Raw genomic sequence first — 18,173 nt, forward strand, 5'->3', positions numbered from 1 at the left:
TTCATGCCTCTCCTGCGCGGATGCGCCAGATGGCGTAGGGACGCCCATGTGAATCGAAACTCAGCGGCTGCCGTTTGCCGCTCCAGGTAAAGCGGTGCTCGGTGAGCAAATCTTCGACCTGCACACGCGCATCGTCGGGCAGGCCGAAGCCGTCGAACGGTAAGTCGATCTCTCCATGCTGTGCATGGAAGGGGTCGAGATTGATTGCCACCAGCACCACGTTGTCGCCGAAACGGGTAGATTCGGACTTGCCGATGGCGGCCGAGGCGAGCCGTGTCGCTTTGACGAAATACAGGATCTTGTCATTCGACACCGGCAGGAAGCGCACGCCCAGATGCGTTTGCAACGCAGGGTTTTCGGCACGGATGTGATTCAGGCGCGTGACGTCGTCGATGATGTTGCCGGGCCGCTCCCAGTCCCAGGCGCGGATTTCGTACTTTTCGGAATCCAGATATTCTTCCTTGCCCGGCACTGCCTGCGCTTCGCACAATTCAAAGCCGCTATACACGCCCCACAAGCCCGATAAGGTTGCTGCCAAGGCGGCCCGGATCTGAAACCCTGCACGTCCGGACTTCTGCAAGAATTCGGGATTGATGTCCGGCGTATTGACGAAAAAATGCGGCCGGTAGAAATCACGCGGCTGATCGCTATCGCCCGTGTCGGCGGTCAGCTCAGTCAGATACTCGATGAATTCCTGTTTGCTGTGACGCCACGTGAAATAGGTGTACGACTGCGAAAACCCCAGTTTGGCGAGCCGATACATCGGCTTGGGCCGGGTGAACGCTTCCGACAGAAAAATCACCTGTGGATAGCGGCTGCGCACTGCCGCGATCATCCACTCCCAGAATGGAAACGGCTTGGTGTGCGGATTGTCGACCCGGAATACATTCACCCCCTGCTGCACCCAGTACATCACCACGTCGCGCAAGGCCACCCACAGATCGGGAATGGCGTCGTCGGCATAAAAGTCGACGTTGACGATGTCCTGATATTTCTTCGGCGGATTTTCTGCGTAGCGCATCGAGCCGTCCGGCCGCCAGGCGAACCAGCCCGGATGCTCGCGCAGCCAGGGATGATCGGGCGAGCATTGAATGGCGAAGTCCAGCGCCAGCTCCAGTCCATGGTCGGCTGCCGCGTCGCGCAGGCGCAGGAAGTCGTCCAGCGTGCCAAGCTGGGTGTGGATCGCATCATGTCCGCCTTCTTCGCTGCCGATGGCGTAGGGACTGCCGGGGTCGTCCGCCTCCGGCGTCAGGCTGTTGTTCTTGCCCTTGCGGTTGGTTTGTCCGATGGGATGGATGGGCGGAAAGTACAGCGTATCGAATCCCATCGCGCGTATCGCCGGCAGGCGTGCAATCACGTCGTCGAAGGTACCGTGCACGTCGGCATGGCCGCTCTGCGAACGCGGGAAGAGTTCATACCAGCTGGCGTAGCTTGCTGCAGCGCGCTCGGCTTCCAGTGGATATTCGACCGCGCTGCGTGCGAGAAAAGCGCGCGCGCCGGCCAGTGCGGTGAGTTGTTCGACCAATTGCGCGGTGTCGTCGGCGCTCAGCAAGGCCAGTCGTTCTGCATAGATCCGGTCGGATTCGGGCGCATTGTCAACGTCGCCCGCGCGCTTTTCAAATTTTTCCTTCTTTGCATTTTTAACGGCGTCACGCTTGCCGGCAGTGGCCGGCGTCAGGGCTTTGAGCAAGGCCGCGCTGCGTTCCAGCACGATGCCGTCGATACCATTTTCCAGACCTTGCTCTACGAGCCTGGCGATGAGCAGACGCCCTTCTTCCAGTTCCAGATGCACATCTACGCCAGCGCCGGCTTTCTTCCGCAGGCCGTCGCGGAAGGTTTCGTAGACATCGCTCCAGGCTTCGATGCAGAAATAGTGGCGCCCCAGGCGCGACAGGGACAGCGTCGCCTGCCAGCGGTCGTTGTCGTGATGGTGCATGGCAATGCGATGCCATTGTTTTTCATCCGCAGCGCGCACCAGCACCGAAGCGGCCAGGTGATCATGGCCGTCCATGAAGATGTCCGCGCTGACGATAAAACGTTCACCGACCGTATGTTTGACTGCAAAGCGACCGTCATCCACGGCAGGTGCGACATGTTCAATGGCGATGCGCGTTGAGCGGACTTTGTCCGGCACCGGCTTCTTGCGGCGGTTAGGGTCGCTGCCGACGGCGGGCGGGGTTTCCAGATCGAGTGTGCGAACCGCGCCGGGCGGCACCTGGCGTCCTTCGCCGTGCCATTGCACAGTGCTGCCGCCCAGACGCTGCTGCCAGTCGCTTTCGCCGATGCGGGCGCTGGCGTCGAGTTGCGGGTTGACGGTGATCAGCTGGCTGGCGTTTGCGGCCCGCCGTTCGATAAGCAACAGCGGCGCATCCGGCGAACTGAGCGGACGCAGATGCGGATTACCGCCGTCAACGCGCCGCTTCGCCATGTCCTGATTGGCGGCAAGGACGTCCTTACTGAGATCGAACTCGGCGTCGGCGCAAGCCTGCGCATAGGACTGTGGATTGACAAGCCGATTGGCGCTGCCGGCATGATGCGCGACGCTCAGAGCGTCAGTGAGGCCGAATTCGAAACCCATCGTCATCAGCCAGCCGGCGCCGCTGATGGTGGCGAAATGCAGTGCCCGCAAGGCACCCAGCCGTCTAGTCTGCTTGTCGCGAAAGCCATGAATGCGCGCCAGCCGCGGACCGAAAGGATCTTCCGGGAAAGCAAGCACCGGAGCAATTGCCGCCAGCTTGTCGTACTCTCGGAAATACCAGGGCGCGCGGAAGTCCCACCAGGCGCCGGAAGAAAATACCGCGTCAAAACCGCAACCCACCATCTCATCGAGTTGTCGATGCGTGCAACCTGGCGTCCAGGCGAGAAAATGCGTGCAGGAGCGTTGCTCGCGAGTGAGCGCAATGAGGCGGCACCAGAAATCCGCAGGAAAACTGGCGGGCTCGCGGCAGCAGAATCCAGCCACACCCGCATCGATCAGGATCGCCAGACGCGCATGCCACCAGGCCAGCATGGCATCGGCGACATCCGGTATGTCGAGGCGCGGCATATGGGGTTGCGATCGCACGCCAGGATAACGGGGATCCGGCAACACATCGCGGCCCGGCACGCTGGCGGCTGCCGATGTTCCGGCAGCACAGAACCAGTCCGGATGATGCTGCAGCGTTTCATCGTTGGCATTGACTCTCGTCAACGAGAGATCCAGCAGCAACCGCAGGCGGTATTCCGTGCAGAGATGAGCTAGGTCTTCCAGCTGTGCCAGGCTGCACATCCCGTAATCCGCCAGGGGATTGGCGGATGCGGCTTGCGCTTGTCCCTCGTTGTGTTCAGGCGTAGCGTCGCCGCCCGCGAACAGATCCGCTACCAGCGTATCGCCGCACAAGAGAATGTGATCGAAGTCCATGGCGGCACAGCGTTCGAGCAGATCGGTCCAGCCGGCTCGGGCCACCAGCGTGGGATCGATGCAATAGATACGCGGCGAAAACTCCGCTGTGACATGGTTTTCCAATGATCATTCTCACTTGTCTCAAGTCTAGGCGGACTGCATGGAAGCGGTAGCCGCTGCAGGCAACACTGTGCGGAACGCGGCCTTGGCCTCGCCTGCGGCAATCTCTTTGTAAGCGTCGATATACGCGGCGGCGGCGGTCTGCCAGTCGAAATTGGTTTGCATGGCGTTACGCTGCATGCCTTGCCATTGGTCGCGACTGCGGTAAAGATCAAAAGCGCGCTCGACGGCGGCTTCCAGATCTTGCGCACGCTCGCCGTCGAACAGCACGCCGCTGGCGCCTGCTGCGGCAGCGCCCTGCATGCCGGCGTCGGCAATGGTATCGGTCAGCCCGCCCACGCGCGAAGCGATCGGGATGGTGCCGTAGCGCATTGCATATAAAGGCGTCAGGCCGAAGGGTTCAAAACGGCTTGGATGCAGCAGCATGTCGCTGCCGGCATGCAGCGCATGGGCGCGGCGTTCGTCGTAGCCGATATGCACGCCGACACGGCCGGGATAACGGCTGGCCAGATCGAGGAAACCTTCTTCATAGCTGCGTTCGCCGCAGCCGAGAACGACCAGCTGCATGCGCTCATGGCGATTCAGGATGGCCGGCAAGGCGTCCAGCACGACGTCGGCCATCTTCTGGTGCGACATGCGGCTGCCGATGCCGACGATAGGCGCGAACGGATCGACCGGCAGCAGCCCGAACATGGTTTGCAGATCGCACTTGCACAGCGTCTTGCCGCGCATCTTGCCGATCTCGAAGGACGACGTGGTCATCGGATCATTTTTCGGATCCCAGACCTCGCTGTCGATGCCGTTGGGGATTGCCCGCAATACGTGGCGGCGCGCATTGAGCACGCCTTCCATGCCGTAGCCGAAACGCGGTGTGAGGATTTCGGCGGCATAGGTTTCGCTCACCGTGGTGACGCAATCGGCGTGCTGGATGCCGGCTTTGAGATAGCTGATCTTGCCCCAGTACTCCAGGCTCGCCATGCTGTCGCCCGGCAGATTCGCCAGCCCCAGCTGGGCTGCGAGGTCGAAGGAATAGTTACCCTGGAAAGCCAGATTGTGAATGGTCAGCATGGAGCCGATGTGATGCAGTCCTGCTGTCTTGAGCAGGAAAGGAATCAGGCCGGCATGCCAGTCGTTGGCGTGCACCACGTGCGGCGCCGGCAGGCTGGTCTCGCCGGCGCAGATCGCGACGGCGGCATGCGCCAGATCAGCGAAGCAAATGGCGTTGTCGCAAAACTCCTGCCCGCTCTGGTCGATATAGGGATTGGCGCGGCGCTGGCCGAAGCGCTCGGTGTCCAGCATCAGGACCGGCACATCGGTGCCGGGCATGGTCCCTTGCAGCAAACGCGCCGGGCCACCCGGCAATGGCCGCGGCAAAGCGATTGGCGTCAACGGCTGGGTAGCCGCATTCGCTGCATTGACGATAGCCGCGGCATAGCCGGGCATCAGAATGGAAGCATCGATGTTGCACTGGCGCAGGCTGACGGCCAGCGCGGTGATGACATCGGCAAGGCCGCCCGTTTTTACCAGGGGAACGGCTTCAGAACTGACTAAGAGGACACGTGCTTGCAATTGACCACCCCGTTATTGATTGTCTGCATGGATTAAAAATTCATCTTCAGAAAAGCAAAGCGCGATATTAAAAAAAGCGCTAACGCGCCAGATATCGGCGTCCGGGTTGTGGTTATTTTTTGCAGACCTTGCCTTTCTCTACAGGCCCTACGTTATCCAATCATGTTGCAGTGAACCATCGGACACCGGCGCATATCAATGTAGGATGCCTCCTACCGGCGTGTCGTCCGAAGCGTTCATCTGCATTGTCCTTGCTGCCTCATGATTGTTCGCCTCACGTGACGGACCTGCGCTGCCGGACTTTCCAGCTATCTAGGTCTCGATGCGAAACCCGAGTTTCAGCGAGACCTGAAAATGTGCGACCTTGTCGCCGTCGATGTGACCGCGCTGAGCGATGACCTCAAACCAGTCGAGATTATTGACGGTGCGCCCTGCTTCCCGGATGGCGTTGCGGATGGCGTCGTCGCTGCCCTGCTCTGAACTGCCGACCACTTCGATAATCTTGTAGGTATGGTTGCCGCCGGTGACCGATTGATTCATGGTGGACTCCTTGGTGGTGATGGTGATGCTGATGACAATGATGGGAAGATGCGCACCGAGTGTGCAGTGTGAGCAGATGCGGTCAGAAGGCTGCCAGGCCGCAGTCAGCCCTGACATTGTTGTTACGGATGCAGTCTCAGGCTAGTCAGCGTTGACGGGTGCGCCTATAAGCGGGCGCCTCAAAGCCCTGTAGGAGAATTTTTAGCTGCCGTTCGTCTTACGCTGCTATGCGGCAAAGGCTGATGGCGCGCAAGCGTCAACGGTCTTAATCTGACTTCAACGCGGATTTTCCGTCCTTATCACTCATCTCAGGAGCGCATCATGGCCAAATCTACTTCGAACCATTCGACACTTGGCGTCCCCCAGCCGCAGCAAGCTTCGCAAGCCAATGCCGCCGAAGCCGAAGTGCAGCAGGCGCGCCATCGCACGACAATCCGTATTGCCGGCATCGAAGGCGTTGACGGCTTTGCCGATGTGCTTGATGACGGCGACAGCAAATCGCATCCGGAAAAACACTGAGAAAACTGTGAGCGGTCCTAAAGCCGCGGTGATGTAACCATCATCCGCGGACAGCCGACACCCTGTCTCGCACCGACACGATGCATTGCGCCAGACGGCGCCGCATGGGCCGGTGCTTTTTTATTTCGGAAGGAGCAAGCATGTCCCACGCATCCCATCAGGAGCATGAACAGGCACGCCGCAATCAACGTCACGCCGATATGCGTGACAAACCGGAAGAGAAACCGGTGAAACAGGAGAAGTTACGGCAAGAGGATAAGGCGATCAAGGGTGCAGCGCCGGCTGCGCCGCCCCGGCATGAAGATGAAGCCTTTGATGTGTTCAAGGGAGATTCTCCCCAAAGCGACGGCTGAGGCTGCGAGAGGCGCAGCGCAAGCAGAGCCGACCCTGCGTGCAAGCCGCCGCCAGGGTCGGTCAGGAGAAATATTTAGCGCTGCGGCCGTCCCGGCAAGACGAAACTGAAACGTGAGCCGCGGCCGACTTCGCTATCGACATCGAATGTCCCTTCGTGCGCCTCCACGAAGGTCTTGAAAATTGCCAGCCCCAGTCCGAGACCGCCCGCCTCCTTGGTTTCGCTCTCGAATTTCTCGAAAATCAATTCCAGCCTGTCCTTCGAAATGCCCATGCCGTTGTCGCTGACCCAGCATTCAACCCCGCCGTCCGGCGTGGGCGCCGCGCCGATCACCACCTCGCCTTGCGGCGTATGCGTGATGGCATTGGCGATCAGATTCTGCATCATCCGGCGCAGCAAATCGGCGTCGGCGTAGACGACCAGCTCTTCCGGCACATCGTTGAGCAGCCGCGTGCTGCCGGTGCCGGCGACCGGGTTGAGATCGTAGACCATGCTTTCGATGAGCGGCCACAAATCGACATCGCGGCGCTCCAGCTTGACGCCGCTTTCGGTTCGCAAGTTGTCGTTCTCTTCAATGACTTTGGTGACCAGTCCCGACATGCTTTGCACGTTGCGCTGCAAGACTTTGATCATGCGTGCTGCGCGATGATCGGGAAGATCGGCGGCAAAGGTGGCTTCCAGCACCTTGGCGGCCAGCGCCACCGCATTGAGCGGCGTGCGCAGATCGTGGGCGATGAAAGAGAGATATTCTTCCCGGCGCCGCTGTACTTCCAACGCGCGGTTGATGGAAAACGTCTGCACGGCAAGCCCGATGGCGCTGTCGAACACCAGGTTCATGACATGAAACGGCTTGCCCTGCAGATTGATCTGATGTTCCGTCGCCAGATCGTGAACGCAGCCGCGCAACAGGTTGTACTCAGCCACCACCTCTTCAATCATGTAACCGTTGTGCAAGCGCTGCAGGCCGTGTTCGGGCGGGGTGCCGTCGGCCAGCACTTCGGCAATGGATTCGTCCGAATTGCGGCGGAACGCCAGCGCGATCTCATCCAGCAAGGCCGGCACATGATCGTTGAGCGTGGGGATGCTGAGATTTTGTGCCGACGGCAAGGCGCGCACCAGAGTGCGCCAGCGCGAGAGAAGGCTCTCCCGATTGCGCTCGACCAGATCTGCGAGAACTTCCAGCTTATTGATAAGGTTCTCCCCTCAGTGCGCCAGATCACCGGTGCGCTGCAACTCGCGGCTGATGCCGTCGAGGATGTTTTGCAACTGATCGATGTCGTAGGGCTTGGGCAGCGAAAATGCGGTGCTGCTGACGTTCTTGCTGATCTGGGCGCCGTAGCCGGAGGCGAAAATAATTTTCAGGCCGGGCGCTCTGACGTTCATCTGTTGCGCCAGTTCGATGCCGGACATGCCTGGCAGGCTGACGTCGGTAAACAATACGTCGAAGGCCCGCCGCTCCAGCACGGCCAGCGCCTGCTCGCCACTGCCCACGCCGTGGGCATGATGGCCGAGCGCACCGAGCAGTTCGCAGACCAGTTGCTGCGAGTCGAGATTGTCTTCCACCACCAGAATCTGCAGGCCGGAATTGTCGTCGGTCATGGATGGGGCCGATAAAGGAGTCGATAAGCTTGTCATCATGTTTGCCAGTGTTGTCTGTTCAGCATCGTTTCTTGTACTGTACTTTTCATGCCGTACCGTTCTGCGGAATTGTGCTTGCGAGGTATTCCGCATCGTCCATGCGCGCGACGACCGTCGCCGCGCAATTTACAGCCTCGATAGTAAAGCATCCCCGCCGCAAATTCACATGCCGGCGACAAAAAGACATTTCCACGCGAAAAGCCGGAAAGGCTTTCCTGCCGGGCCTTTCCGCACCCACTTCAAATTGTCTTACAAAGGTTTCAGGGGTCATCTGACAGGGGCAAAAAGGCCCTGCTGCTACAGTAAGCCATCAGAAAAAAAGTTTTACTTTGTCAACTCAAACGACGTCAATGTGATGGATCTACAAAAAAATAACCTCACTTCTGGTCGCCATCCCGCATATTCCGATCGCGCCGCCACCGGCATTGCCGGTCTGGATGCCGTGCTCGGGGGCGGCGTTACCGCACATCGCCTCTACCTGATCGAGGGCACGCCGGGTACCGGCAAGACCACCTTCGGCCTGCAGTTCCTGCTTACGGGAGCGGCAGAGGGAGAAACAGGCCTCTACATCACCTTGTCGGAAACCGCGTCTGAACTGAAAGCCGTCGCCGCCTCGCACGGCTGGTCGCTGGAAGGTCTGTCCATCTACGAGATGGTCAACGAGGACGATCTCAGTATCGATTTCCAGCAATCCATTTTGCACCCGTCCGAAGTCGAACTCGGCGAAACCGTTCGCAACGTGATGGCGCGCGTGGACGAACTGCGGCCGTCGCGCGTCATCTTCGATAGTCTGTCGGAAATGCGTCTGCTGGCGCAGAATCCGCTGCGCTATCGTCGCCAGATCCTGGCGCTGAAACACTTTTTTGCCACACGCAGCTGTACCGTGATGATGCTGGACGACCGCACCAGCGATCCTGGCGATCTGCAATTGCACAGCATCGCCCATGGCGTCATCAGCCTGGAACAGCTTGCGCAGGAATTTGGTACCGAACGGCGCCGCCTGCGCGTGGTGAAGATGCGCGGCATCAAATTCAGCGGCGGCTATCACGACTTCCTGCTGGAAACCGGCGGCATGCGCGTATTTCCCCGCCTGGTGGCGTCTGACCATGCCGTCGATTTCGACGACGCCGTCGTCAGCACCGGCGTTGCGGAGCTGGACACGCTGCTCGGCGGCGGCTTGGTGCGCGGCACCAATACCTTGCTGAGCGGCCCGTCCGGCGTCGGCAAGACGACGACGTCCATCCGCTGCGTATTGAGCGCGCTGCAACGCGGCGAGCGTGCCGCGTATTACCTGTTTGACGAAGGTATCGGCACCTTGCTGATCCGCTCGCGCGCATTGGGTATGGATGTTTCGCCCTATATCGCCGATGGCCGTCTGACGCTGTACCAGATCAACCCCGCAGAGATGTCGCCGGGAGAATTCGCCAGCCGGATACGCCAGGCCGTGGAACAAGAGGATCGTACATTCATCGCCATCGACAGTCTCAATGCTTATCTGCAGGCGATGCCAGGTGAAAAATACCTGCTGCTGCAGATGCACGAAGTACTGACCTATCTGAGCCTGCAAGGCGTCACCACGCTGCTGGTGCTGGGACAACACGGACTGGTCGGCGAGATTCGTTCGGACGTGGATCTGAGCTATCTGAGCGACGCCATCCTGATGTTCCGCTTCTTTGAGGCGCATGGCGACATCTCCACTGCGATCTCGGTGATCAAGAGCCGCACCAATCATCATGCCCGAACGATTCACGAGTTCCGCCTCAGCGCCAGCCAGGGCCTGCAGATCGGTGAGCCACTGCAGGATTTCGAGGGCATCATGAGCGGCCTGCCGTCTTATCGCGGCAAGACGCCTATGCTGAACAATGCCGTTTAATTCTTCGCTTGAAGAACGCATCCTGATCCTCGCACCGCACGGCCGCGACGCGGAAGTGATCTCGCAGACGCTGTCGCGCGAGCGGGTCAAATGCATCGTCTGCCCGGACTACAGCACCTTGCTGCAGGAGCTCACGAGCGGTGCCGGTGCGGCGCTGATTACCGAGGAAGCGCTGATGGGCATGGACTTCAGCATGCTCAATCGCTGGGTCGAAGCGCAGGAATCGTGGTCCGACTTTCCTTTTGTCATCCTTAGCGCACGGCGGCGCGGGCAGGAGCGCCATCCGTCTCTCGACCTGCTCGAACAGCATATCAACATGATTCTGCTGGAGCGCCCGGTCAATGCCGAAACGCTGGTGCGCGCGAGTGTCTCGGCCCTGCGCGCGCGCCGCCGCCAATACCTCAGCCGCAGCCATCTGCACGAACGCGCACGTTCTGAAGAACATCTGCGCCTGGCATTGCACGCCGGTCGCCTGGGATCGTGGAGCCTGGATCTGGACAGCTCCATCCTGATCGTGTCGGAAACCTGCAAGATGCATTTCGGGATTGCGCCCGAGAGCGAGTTCACCTACGACGATCTGCTGCAGGCGATCCATGCGGATGACCGCCAGCGCCATCTGGATGTCATTGAAGCAGCCGTTCTGTCCAAGGAAGACTTCGCCATCGAGTACAAGGTGGTATGGCCGGATCAATCCGTGCATTGGGTCCAGATCCGCGGCCAGACCATGCATAACCGCGTCGGCGTGCCGGTACGCATGGCCGGCGTGTCGCTGGATATCAGCGAACGCCGCGAAGCGGAGAACCGCCTGCTGGAAAGCCAGAGCGCCTTGCAGCAATTCAATGAAACGCTGGAAGCGCGCATCGAAGAGCGCACTTCCGAACTGGCGCAAGCCAATGATCGCCTCATGCGGGAAATGGCCGAGCGCGAGCGTACCCAGATTGCCCTGGTGCAGGCGCAAAAGATGGAGGCGATCGGCCGTCTGACCGGCGGTATCGCACACGATTTCAACAACCTGCTCAATGTGATCATCGGCAATGTCGATCTGATCGAGCGCCTCTCCTCGGACGAGCGCATCAAGCGCATGGCCGGCTCGGCCCGCAATGCCACTAAACGCGGAGCCAAGCTGACCGGGCAACTGTTGGCATTTTCGCGCAACCAGACGCTGGATCTGAAGCCGGTGGATATCGAGGCGGTCATCGACGGCATGAAGGATCTGATTTCCGTCTCGGTCGGCACCGGCATCAACATTACGGTCAATATCCCGGAGGCGTTGCCACGCGCCATCGCCGACGCCAACCAGATTGAGATGGCGATTCTGAACCTGACCATCAACGCGCGCGACGCCATGCCTGACGGCGGCAATCTGAGTATAGAGGCACACCAGCGGGAGGCACGTGGCGGCGTACTCAAGGACGGCATGTATGTCGTTATCGCCGTCAAAGATTCCGGCGCCGGCATCACGCAAGAAATCCTCAGCAAAGTATTCGATCCGTTCTTCACCACCAAGGCGGTCGGCAAAGGCACCGGGCTCGGACTGAGCCAGGTCTACGGCATCGCCGACCAATCCGGGGGCCAGGCGCGCATCGAAAGCGTGGTCGGCAAAGGCACCACCGTGGAGATCTGGCTGCCGGTCGCCAGCGCCCTGCCCGTCTATGAACCGTATCAGGAATCGCTCGATCACGAACTTGCTTCCAAAGAGAGCGGCAACATTCTGGTGATCGAGGATGACGATGAGGTCAGGCAATTCATTGTCGAATGCCTGGAGATTCTCGGCTATACCGTGGAACAGGCAGAGAACGGCTGGTTCGGACTGGAGAAACTGCAGGCGGGCCGCTTCGACCTGCTGATCGTGGATTTTCTGATGCCGGGAATGAACGGTGCGGAAGTCATTGCAGCAGCGCGCGAACGCCATCCGCAATTACCGATTCTCATGGCAACCGGCTATGCCGACATGCAGGCGGTGGAAAAGGTGATCGGCCTGGAAGCCGTGCTGCGCAAGCCCTTCCAGATCTCGGAACTGGCCGGTAGCGTCAAGCGCGCCATGCATGTCCACCCTGCTTCGGAACAACTGCGTTCGGCCGCGTCTGGCGGTTCCTGAGTCATTCCCGATTGCTATTCCTGCGGCCCAGCCTCATCCCGGCGTCATTGGCGCCGCGGACATCGACTTACTTTACGCGTTGCTTTTCCAGCTTGCGCGCCAGTGTCCGGCGATGCATGCCGAGTCGGCGCGCTGTTTCGGAAATATTGAAATCGGTCTCTACCAGCACTTCGTGGATGCGCTCCCATTCCAGGGTCTTGATGGAGGTTGAGCGATTGGTCAGTTCGATCTCCGTCGTACCGGCGACGTGGCCGAAGGCGGCTTCGATGTCGTCGGTGTTGGAGGGCTTGGCGAGATACTGGCAGGCGCCCAGCTTGATGGCTTCCACCGCGGTGCCGATACTGGCGAAGCCGGTCAGCACCACGATCAGCATGTTCTCATCGTGCTGGTGCAGCATCTGTACGCAGGCCAGGCCGGAGGTGCTGCCGTTGAGCTTGAGATCCACTACCGCATAACCGGGATTGTGCTGCCTGAGCATAGCTTCGGCCTCATCCTGGCTGGCAGCCTGCAATACGCGATAACCGCGCCGCTCAAAAGAGCGGCCCAGCGTGCGTGCAAACGCCTCGTCGTCTTCGATGATCAACAGCAGACGCTCAGTGGACATGTTGCGAATTCTCTTTCATGGGTTCTGATGGATTTTCTTGTACTGCCGAGCCGTCTTCCATCGCCGACTCGTCTGCCTCGAGGCTGATTGCCGACAGGGGCAGCGTCAGGCTGACCGTGGCGCCCGCGATGATACCGTCTTCTTCGCGATTGTGCGCGGTGACCGCACCACCCAGTTTGCGTGCGACATTGACGACGAAAAACAACCCCAGCCCGCCGCCGGTTTTACCCTTGGTCGACTGATACGGCTTGCCCAGCTGGTCCAGCATGCCCGGCATGAAACCGGGTCCGGTGTCGTCCACGGTCACCTTCAGTATATTGCCCTCGCGCGTGGCGCTGAAGCGCAGCCAGCGTGGCGATGCCTCCAGCGCGTTGTCGAGTACGTTGCAGATCATTTGCTTGAGCGCCGAATCGAAGGCCACCGGCATGTCTTGATCAATGTAGTTCTCAAAATCGAAGGCGACGATAGGACGCGTGGCGCGGAATTCTTCCGCGATGTCGCCGAGGAAGGTATTGAGCGTAGTCTTGACCGAGGATTCGCCGCGCGCTTCGCCGGCCGAGAGCAGCACGCCGCTGACGATGGTTTTGCAGCGCTGCAGCTGGATCTGCATTTCGCTGATTTCTTCCAGCAGCTCCGGGTTGCTGCTGAACTCCGGCATGCGCCGCCAGTCACCGAGGATCACCGATAGGGTCGCCAGCGGCGTGCCGAGTTCATGCGCGGCGCCGGACGCCAGCAGGCCCATGCGCACGATGTGATCCTCTTCCGCTGCGCGCTGACGCAAGGCTGCCAGTTGGGCATCGCCGGCGCGGCGGATACTGCTGATGCGCGTGATGAAGATGGCCAGCAAAGCGGCGATCAGGATGAAGCAGATCAGCATGCCTTCGACATACAGGCTGAAGACGCCGTTGCCATGGTCCGGCGGCAACGACAGCGGGATCGAGAATTGCGACAGTCCGGCGAAGCACAGGCTGGTGATGACGACAATCGTCCAGGTCGACCAGGCCGCCAGCAGCACCGCGCTGATGATGATCTGCAGCAGGTACAGGAAGGCGAACGGGTTGGTGGCGCCACCGCTCAGATAAAGCTGCGCCGTCAGCGTGGCCACGTCGACCAGCAAGGCCAGGAACAGCTCGCGATTGGTCACGAACGGCCGCTCGTGCCAGCGCAGATGGCTGGCGATGTTGAAGGCGATCAGGCAGGCCAGCACTTCCAGCATGTGCGGCAAAGGCAAATGAATGTCGAAGCCGAAAATCACCACGATGATGGTCGTGATCTGTCCGAACACCGCAATCCAGCGCAGCTGGATCAGCTGCAGCATGTTCTTGTGACCGGCGGCGCGGTCGGGGGTGTTCGAGGATTTTTCTGCGCCAAGCGGCGCTACGCCATCCATCAGCATATCTTGCTGATGGGGAGGAATGTCGTGATGGGTGATGAACTGCGTATTGTCAGGCTTGCTTGCCATTGTTGCTTTCCTGGTCCAGTCGGGCCGCGCGACGGCGTTTTTCGTCGCGCATGACCCAGAAGCCGGCACCGGCCATCATCAGCGCCAGTCCGTACCAGGTGAGAGCATAAACCAAGTGGTTGTTGGGGAAAGCAATTACTGTCAAACCGCCGACAGGTTCTCCTGCTGCTGTAGCTGCGGCGCGCCCGTCTTGCTGCGCGGAACCATTGGAGGCAGCATCGGCATCGACGAAATAAGGTGCGACATTGCTGAGCTTGCGTACTTCTGCAATGGCCTGCACATCGCGCGAAAACCAGCGATCGGCAGCAGGATCGTTATGGCGCAGGAAACCGCCGCCACGCTCGCTGATGCGCAACAGCCCCGTCACATCACCGGGAGCGTCGCCTGCGCCCTCTTTCACGTCATGCGCTCCCGTGGCGATGTAGCCGCGATTGATGAGCGTTATCGTGCCGTCGGCGCTGCGCAGCGGCGTCAGCAGCCAGTAGCCGCTGCCGTAGATGGTAGCCGCCTGGACGCGCGCAGTCTGCGCATACAGATAGGTGCCGGTGACGCGGACGTGGAGATATTCATGGGAATCGGCTGAAATTCTCGGCCAGGCATCTGGGCCCGGTGCGGCAACGGGAGCCGCGTGAACACGGTGATCGACGCGCTCGATCAGGTCGAGCTTCCAGAACAGGCGTTTGACCTGCCAGGTGCCGAGTGCGAGGAAACCGAGAAAAACGACGAGCATGCAAAGCGCCAAAAAAAAGCGCAGCCCGGAAGACCGAGGGCGCGCCGTTGCTTCCATTGTTGCAGAAGCTGCGGCGCGCCCTGGAGACTGACTATCTGTCACTGAACGATACTCAGAAGATGCGGAGAAGATGCAAATCAGCTGCAGATCACTTCATGCCAGGCATGTCGTGCTGCATGTTTTGCATCGAACCCGGCACGGCTTCCTGGATCAGATCCTGGCTCATGCCCGGCATCATGTTGTGATTCAGGTGATACATGACCCACAGCGAACCAGCCAGCATGATGACCACGACCATGATCGTAAAGATCAGCGCCAGGATGGTCCAGCCGCCTTCGGACTTGGAGTTCATGTGCAGGAAATAAATCATGTGCACGACGATCTGTACCACTGCCAGGCCCAGCAGGACGAAACCTGCTGTGCTCGACTTTTCGATCACGTTGCCCATGACCAGCCAGAATGGAATCGCTGTCAGGATCACCGCCAGCACGAAGCCGATGGTGTAGCTCTTCAGGCTGCCGTGGTCGGCGGTGTGGTCGTGGTGGTGGACGTCGAAGCCGTCCTCATGACCGTATTTCTCGGCGTGCGATGGGTGGGCTTGATGTTGTGGCGCGCTCATGGCAGGACTCCCATCAGATAAACAAAGGTGAAGACGCCGATCCAGACCACGTCCAAAAAGTGCCAGAACATCGACAGGCACATCAGGCGACGGCCGTTTTCAGGTGTCAGGCCATGCTTATTGATCTGGAACATCAGCGTGATCAGCCAGACGATACCGAAGCTGACGTGCAGACCGTGGGTTGCGACCAGTGCGAAGAACGATGTCAGGAAGCCGCTGCGTTGCGGACCCGCGCCTTCATGGATCAGATGGATGAACTCATACAGTTCCAGGTAGATAAAGCCCGCGCCCAGCAAGCCGGTGACGGCCAGCCAGATCAGCGTGGTCTTGACCTTCTTCTTTTGCATTTCCAGCATGGCGAAGCCGTACGTGATCGACGACAACAGCAGCAAGGAAGTATTGATCGCCACCAGCGGCAGATCGAACAGCTCGGCGCCGGTCGGACCGCCCGCATAGTTGCGGCCCAGCACGGCGTAAGTGGCAAACAGACAGGCAAAGATCAGGCAGTCGCTCATCAAGTACATCCAGAAACCCAGCAAAGTGCCGTTTTCCGGATGATGTTCCTTGACGTAGTAACGCGAACTTGGCGATGCGCCCATGGTTGCGGCGGAGGAATTAGAAATCTCAGACATGGCTATCCAGCAAGCGTGTGCGGTTGGCTTCAACACGGACGACGTCGTCGGCCGGGATGTAGTAATCGCGTTTGTAATTGAAGGTATGTGTGATGATCGCAGCCATCAGGGCGATGAAACCGGCGCCTGCCAGCAACCACATCTGCCAGATCAGGCCAAAGCCGATCACTGCGCTCAGCGCGGCAATGATGAAGCCCGAACCGGTGTTCTTCGGCATGTGGATAGGCACGAAACCTTCCTGCGGACGGGTGTAGCCGTTGGCCTTCATGTCAGCCCAGGCGTCGTTGTCATGCACGCGTGGAGTGAACGCGAAGTTGTAATCCGGCGGTGGCGAGGAAGTCGACCATTCCAGAGTACGGGCGCCCCATGGATCGCCGGTCGTGTCGCGCAGCTTGTCGCGGCGCAGGTAGCTGACCACCAGCTGGATGATGAACGAACCGATACCCAGTGCAATCAGGAAGGCGCCGAACGCAGCGATCTGGAACCAGATCTGCAGCGAAGGATCTTCGAAGTGGCTCATGCGGCGGGTAACGCCCATGAAGCCCAGCACGTACAACGGTGTGAACGCAACCCAGAAACCGATGCACCAGAACCAGAAGCTGCAACGGCCCCAGAAATCATCCAGCTTGTAACCGAAAGCCTTCGGGAACCAGAAGTTGATGCCTGCGAACATGCCGAACACCACGCCGCCGATGATCACGTTGTGGAAGTGAGCAATCAGGAACAGGCTGTTATGCAGCACGAAGTCGGCAGGAGGAACCGCCAGCATCACGCCGGTCATGCCTCCGATGACGAAGGTGATCATGAAACCGATAGTCCACAGCATTGGCACTTCAAAGCGAATGCGGCCGCGGTACATGGTGAACAGCCAGTTGAAAATCTTGGCGCCGGTCGGGATCGAGATAATCATCGTGGTGATACCGAAGAACGAATTGACGCTCGCTCCAGAACCCATGGTGAAGAAGTGATGCAGCCAGACCAGGTAGGACAGGATGGTGATCACGACGGTCGCATACACCATGGAGGTGTAGCCGAACAGGCGCTTGCCGCTGAAGGTCGAGACGATTTCCGAGAAAATGCCGAAAGCAGGCAGAATCAGAATGTAGACCTCAGGGTGACCCCAGATCCAGATCAGGTTCACGTACATCATGGCGTTGCCGCCGAGATCGTTGGTGAAGAAGTTGGTGCCGAATACGCGGTCCAGCGACAGCATGCCCAGAACAGCCGTCAGGATCGGGAAAGCAGCAACGATCAGCACGTTGGTGCACAGTGCAGTCCATGTGAAGACCGGCATCTTCATCATGTTCATGCCCGGCGCGCGCATCTTGACGATGGTGGCGATCAGATTAATCCCTGATAGCAGCGTCCCTACCCCGGCAATCTGTAATGACCATATGTAATAGTCCACCCCCACATCAGGACTGCCGAGGATACCCGACAGCGGTGGATAGGCCAGCCAGCCGGTACGGGCGAATTCGCCGACGAACAGCGAAGCCATGACCAGGCCGGCGCCGAATGTCGTCATCCAGAAGCTGAAGTTGTTCAGGAACGGGAAAGCCACGTCGCGCGCGCCGATTTGCAGCGGCACGACGTAGTTCATCAGACCGGTCACCAGCGGCATCGCCACGAAAAAGATCATGATCACGCCGTGGGCGGTGAAGACCTGGTCGTAATGATGCGGCGGCAGGAAGCCGGCCGAATCGCCGAAGGACAGCGCCTGCTGGGCACGCATCATCAGCGCATCGGCAAAGCCGCGCAGCAGCATGACGATGCCGAGGATGACATACATGATGCCGATTTTCTTATGGTCGATACTGGTGATCCAGTCGCGCCACAAAGGACCCCACAGGCGGAAATAGGTAATGCCGCCGAGTACGGCGACGCCACCGATCAGCACGCCGATAAAGGTTATCAGCAGGATGGGTTCATGAAAGGGAATCGCTTCCCAGCTGAGACGGCCGAAGATCAGCTTGGTCATGTCAATATGGTCTAGCATCGTTACTTTCCGCTGAAAAAGAAGGTCGCGGCGCCATGC

The 18,173-nt window shown here is 59.6% G+C and carries 15 protein-coding genes; 4 read left to right on the forward strand and 11 right to left on the reverse strand.

Features of this window, described 5'->3' with window-relative positions:
* Nucleotide 1: 1 nt before the first annotated feature.
* From AC1RN6_RS18405 to AC1RN6_RS18415, 3 genes are all read right to left on the reverse strand, one after another.
* Nucleotides 2-3,505 (reverse strand): alpha-1,4-glucan--maltose-1-phosphate maltosyltransferase, encoded by a 3,504-nt coding sequence (locus AC1RN6_RS18405; RefSeq protein WP_493006899.1) that lies wholly within the window; start codon nt 3,503-3,505, stop codon nt 2-4.
* A gap of 24 nt (nt 3,506-3,529) precedes the next feature.
* On the reverse strand, nt 3,530-5,071 hold the full coding sequence (gene glgA / locus AC1RN6_RS18410; RefSeq protein ID WP_493006900.1) for a glycogen synthase GlgA: 1,542 nt from the start codon (nt 5,069-5,071) through the stop codon (nt 3,530-3,532).
* A gap of 312 nt (nt 5,072-5,383) precedes the next feature.
* The gene (locus tag AC1RN6_RS18415) at nt 5,384-5,611 is read right to left on the reverse strand and encodes a dodecin (protein WP_493006941.1); all 228 of its coding nucleotides are present in this window, start codon (nt 5,609-5,611) and stop codon (nt 5,384-5,386) included.
* A gap of 321 nt (nt 5,612-5,932) precedes the next feature.
* On the opposite strand from AC1RN6_RS18415, the gene AC1RN6_RS18420 reads away from it, so the two are divergent.
* Together AC1RN6_RS18420 and AC1RN6_RS18425 are read left to right on the forward strand one after the other, a co-directional pair.
* The gene (locus AC1RN6_RS18420) at nt 5,933-6,130 is read left to right on the forward strand and encodes a hypothetical protein (protein WP_493006901.1); all 198 of its coding nucleotides are present in this window, start codon (nt 5,933-5,935) and stop codon (nt 6,128-6,130) included.
* Between the two features lie 140 nt (nt 6,131-6,270).
* Nucleotides 6,271-6,483, forward strand: a complete 213-nt coding sequence (locus AC1RN6_RS18425; protein WP_493006902.1) for a hypothetical protein — start codon at nt 6,271-6,273, stop codon at nt 6,481-6,483.
* A gap of 74 nt (nt 6,484-6,557) precedes the next feature.
* On the opposite strand, the gene AC1RN6_RS18430 is transcribed toward AC1RN6_RS18425, so the two are convergent.
* Complete coding sequence (locus AC1RN6_RS18430; protein WP_493006903.1) at nt 6,558-7,598, reverse strand: sensor histidine kinase; 1,041 nt, start codon at nt 7,596-7,598, stop codon at nt 6,558-6,560.
* 87 nt (nt 7,599-7,685) lie between these two features.
* Nucleotides 7,686-8,081, reverse strand: a complete 396-nt coding sequence (locus AC1RN6_RS18435; protein ID WP_493006904.1) for a response regulator — start codon at nt 8,079-8,081, stop codon at nt 7,686-7,688.
* A gap of 394 nt (nt 8,082-8,475) precedes the next feature.
* Here AC1RN6_RS18435 and AC1RN6_RS18440 point away from each other — a divergent pair, with 394 nt between their 5' ends.
* Both AC1RN6_RS18440 and AC1RN6_RS18445 read left to right on the forward strand, forming a co-directional pair.
* Nucleotides 8,476-9,993 carry an ATPase domain-containing protein gene (locus tag AC1RN6_RS18440; protein ID WP_493006905.1) on the forward strand — a complete coding sequence of 506 codons (1,518 nt, stop codon included), beginning with the start codon at nt 8,476-8,478 and terminating at the stop codon, nt 9,991-9,993.
* Nucleotides 9,983-12,091: a hybrid sensor histidine kinase/response regulator gene (locus AC1RN6_RS18445; RefSeq protein WP_493006906.1), complete on the forward strand. Its 2,109-nt coding sequence runs from the start codon at nt 9,983-9,985 to the stop codon at nt 12,089-12,091. Before AC1RN6_RS18440 ends, AC1RN6_RS18445 begins: the two co-directional genes overlap by 11 nt.
* Before the next feature lie 67 nt (nt 12,092-12,158).
* Here AC1RN6_RS18445 and AC1RN6_RS18450 read toward each other — a convergent pair whose 3' ends face one another.
* The 6 genes from AC1RN6_RS18450 to cyoB all read right to left on the reverse strand — a co-directional run bounded on the left by AC1RN6_RS18450 (nt 12,159) and on the right by cyoB (nt 18,134).
* Nucleotides 12,159-12,695 (reverse strand): response regulator transcription factor, encoded by a 537-nt coding sequence (locus tag AC1RN6_RS18450; protein ID WP_493006907.1) that lies wholly within the window; start codon nt 12,693-12,695, stop codon nt 12,159-12,161.
* Nucleotides 12,685-14,085, reverse strand: a complete 1,401-nt coding sequence (locus tag AC1RN6_RS18455; RefSeq protein WP_493006942.1) for an ATP-binding protein — start codon at nt 14,083-14,085, stop codon at nt 12,685-12,687. The genes AC1RN6_RS18450 and AC1RN6_RS18455 overlap by 11 nt, the downstream gene beginning before the upstream one ends.
* 55 nt (nt 14,086-14,140) lie before the next feature.
* Nucleotides 14,141-14,887, reverse strand: a complete 747-nt coding sequence (locus tag AC1RN6_RS18460; RefSeq protein WP_493006908.1) for an SURF1 family protein — start codon at nt 14,885-14,887, stop codon at nt 14,141-14,143.
* 148 nt (nt 14,888-15,035) lie between these two features.
* Nucleotides 15,036-15,506 carry a cytochrome o ubiquinol oxidase subunit IV gene (gene cyoD, locus AC1RN6_RS18465; protein WP_493006909.1) on the reverse strand — a complete coding sequence of 157 codons (471 nt, stop codon included), beginning with the start codon at nt 15,504-15,506 and terminating at the stop codon, nt 15,036-15,038.
* Nucleotides 15,503-16,138: a cytochrome o ubiquinol oxidase subunit III gene (gene cyoC / locus AC1RN6_RS18470; RefSeq protein WP_094563797.1), complete on the reverse strand. Its 636-nt coding sequence runs from the start codon at nt 16,136-16,138 to the stop codon at nt 15,503-15,505. Before cyoC ends, cyoD begins: the two co-directional genes overlap by 4 nt.
* Nucleotides 16,131-18,134 carry a cytochrome o ubiquinol oxidase subunit I gene (gene cyoB, locus AC1RN6_RS18475; protein ID WP_493006910.1) on the reverse strand — a complete coding sequence of 668 codons (2,004 nt, stop codon included), beginning with the start codon at nt 18,132-18,134 and terminating at the stop codon, nt 16,131-16,133. The genes cyoC and cyoB overlap by 8 nt, the downstream gene beginning before the upstream one ends.
* Between the last annotated feature and the right edge of the window lie 39 nt (nt 18,135-18,173).

The sequence above is a fragment of the Herbaspirillum sp. GW822-FHT03A08 genome, assembly GCF_058801885.1.

Excerpts from the sequence above, each read along its gene's own strand:
- AC1RN6_RS18415 (WP_493006941.1), bottom strand. The coding sequence starts at position 5,611 with ATGAATCAATCGGTCACCGGCGGCAACCATACCTACAAGATTATCGAA.
- AC1RN6_RS18420 (WP_493006901.1), top strand. The coding sequence starts at position 5,933 with ATGGCCAAATCTACTTCGAACCATTCGACACTTGGCGTCCCCCAGCCG.
- AC1RN6_RS18425 (WP_493006902.1), top strand. The coding sequence starts at position 6,271 with ATGTCCCACGCATCCCATCAGGAGCATGAACAGGCACGCCGCAATCAA.
- AC1RN6_RS18435 (WP_493006904.1), bottom strand. The coding sequence starts at position 8,081 with ATGACCGACGACAATTCCGGCCTGCAGATTCTGGTGGTGGAAGACAAT.
- AC1RN6_RS18440 (WP_493006905.1), top strand. The coding sequence starts at position 8,476 with ATGGATCTACAAAAAAATAACCTCACTTCTGGTCGCCATCCCGCATAT.
- AC1RN6_RS18445 (WP_493006906.1), top strand. The coding sequence starts at position 9,983 with ATGCCGTTTAATTCTTCGCTTGAAGAACGCATCCTGATCCTCGCACCG.
- AC1RN6_RS18450 (WP_493006907.1), bottom strand. The coding sequence starts at position 12,695 with ATGTCCACTGAGCGTCTGCTGTTGATCATCGAAGACGACGAGGCGTTT.
- AC1RN6_RS18455 (WP_493006942.1), bottom strand. The coding sequence starts at position 14,085 with ATGGATGGCGTAGCGCCGCTTGGCGCAGAAAAATCCTCGAACACCCCC.
- AC1RN6_RS18460 (WP_493006908.1), bottom strand. The coding sequence starts at position 14,887 with ATGCTCGTCGTTTTTCTCGGTTTCCTCGCACTCGGCACCTGGCAGGTC.
- cyoD (WP_493006909.1), bottom strand. The coding sequence starts at position 15,506 with ATGAGCGCGCCACAACATCAAGCCCACCCATCGCACGCCGAGAAATAC.
- cyoC (WP_094563797.1), bottom strand. The coding sequence starts at position 16,138 with ATGTCTGAGATTTCTAATTCCTCCGCCGCAACCATGGGCGCATCGCCA.
- cyoB (WP_493006910.1), bottom strand. The coding sequence starts at position 18,134 with ATGCTAGACCATATTGACATGACCAAGCTGATCTTCGGCCGTCTCAGC.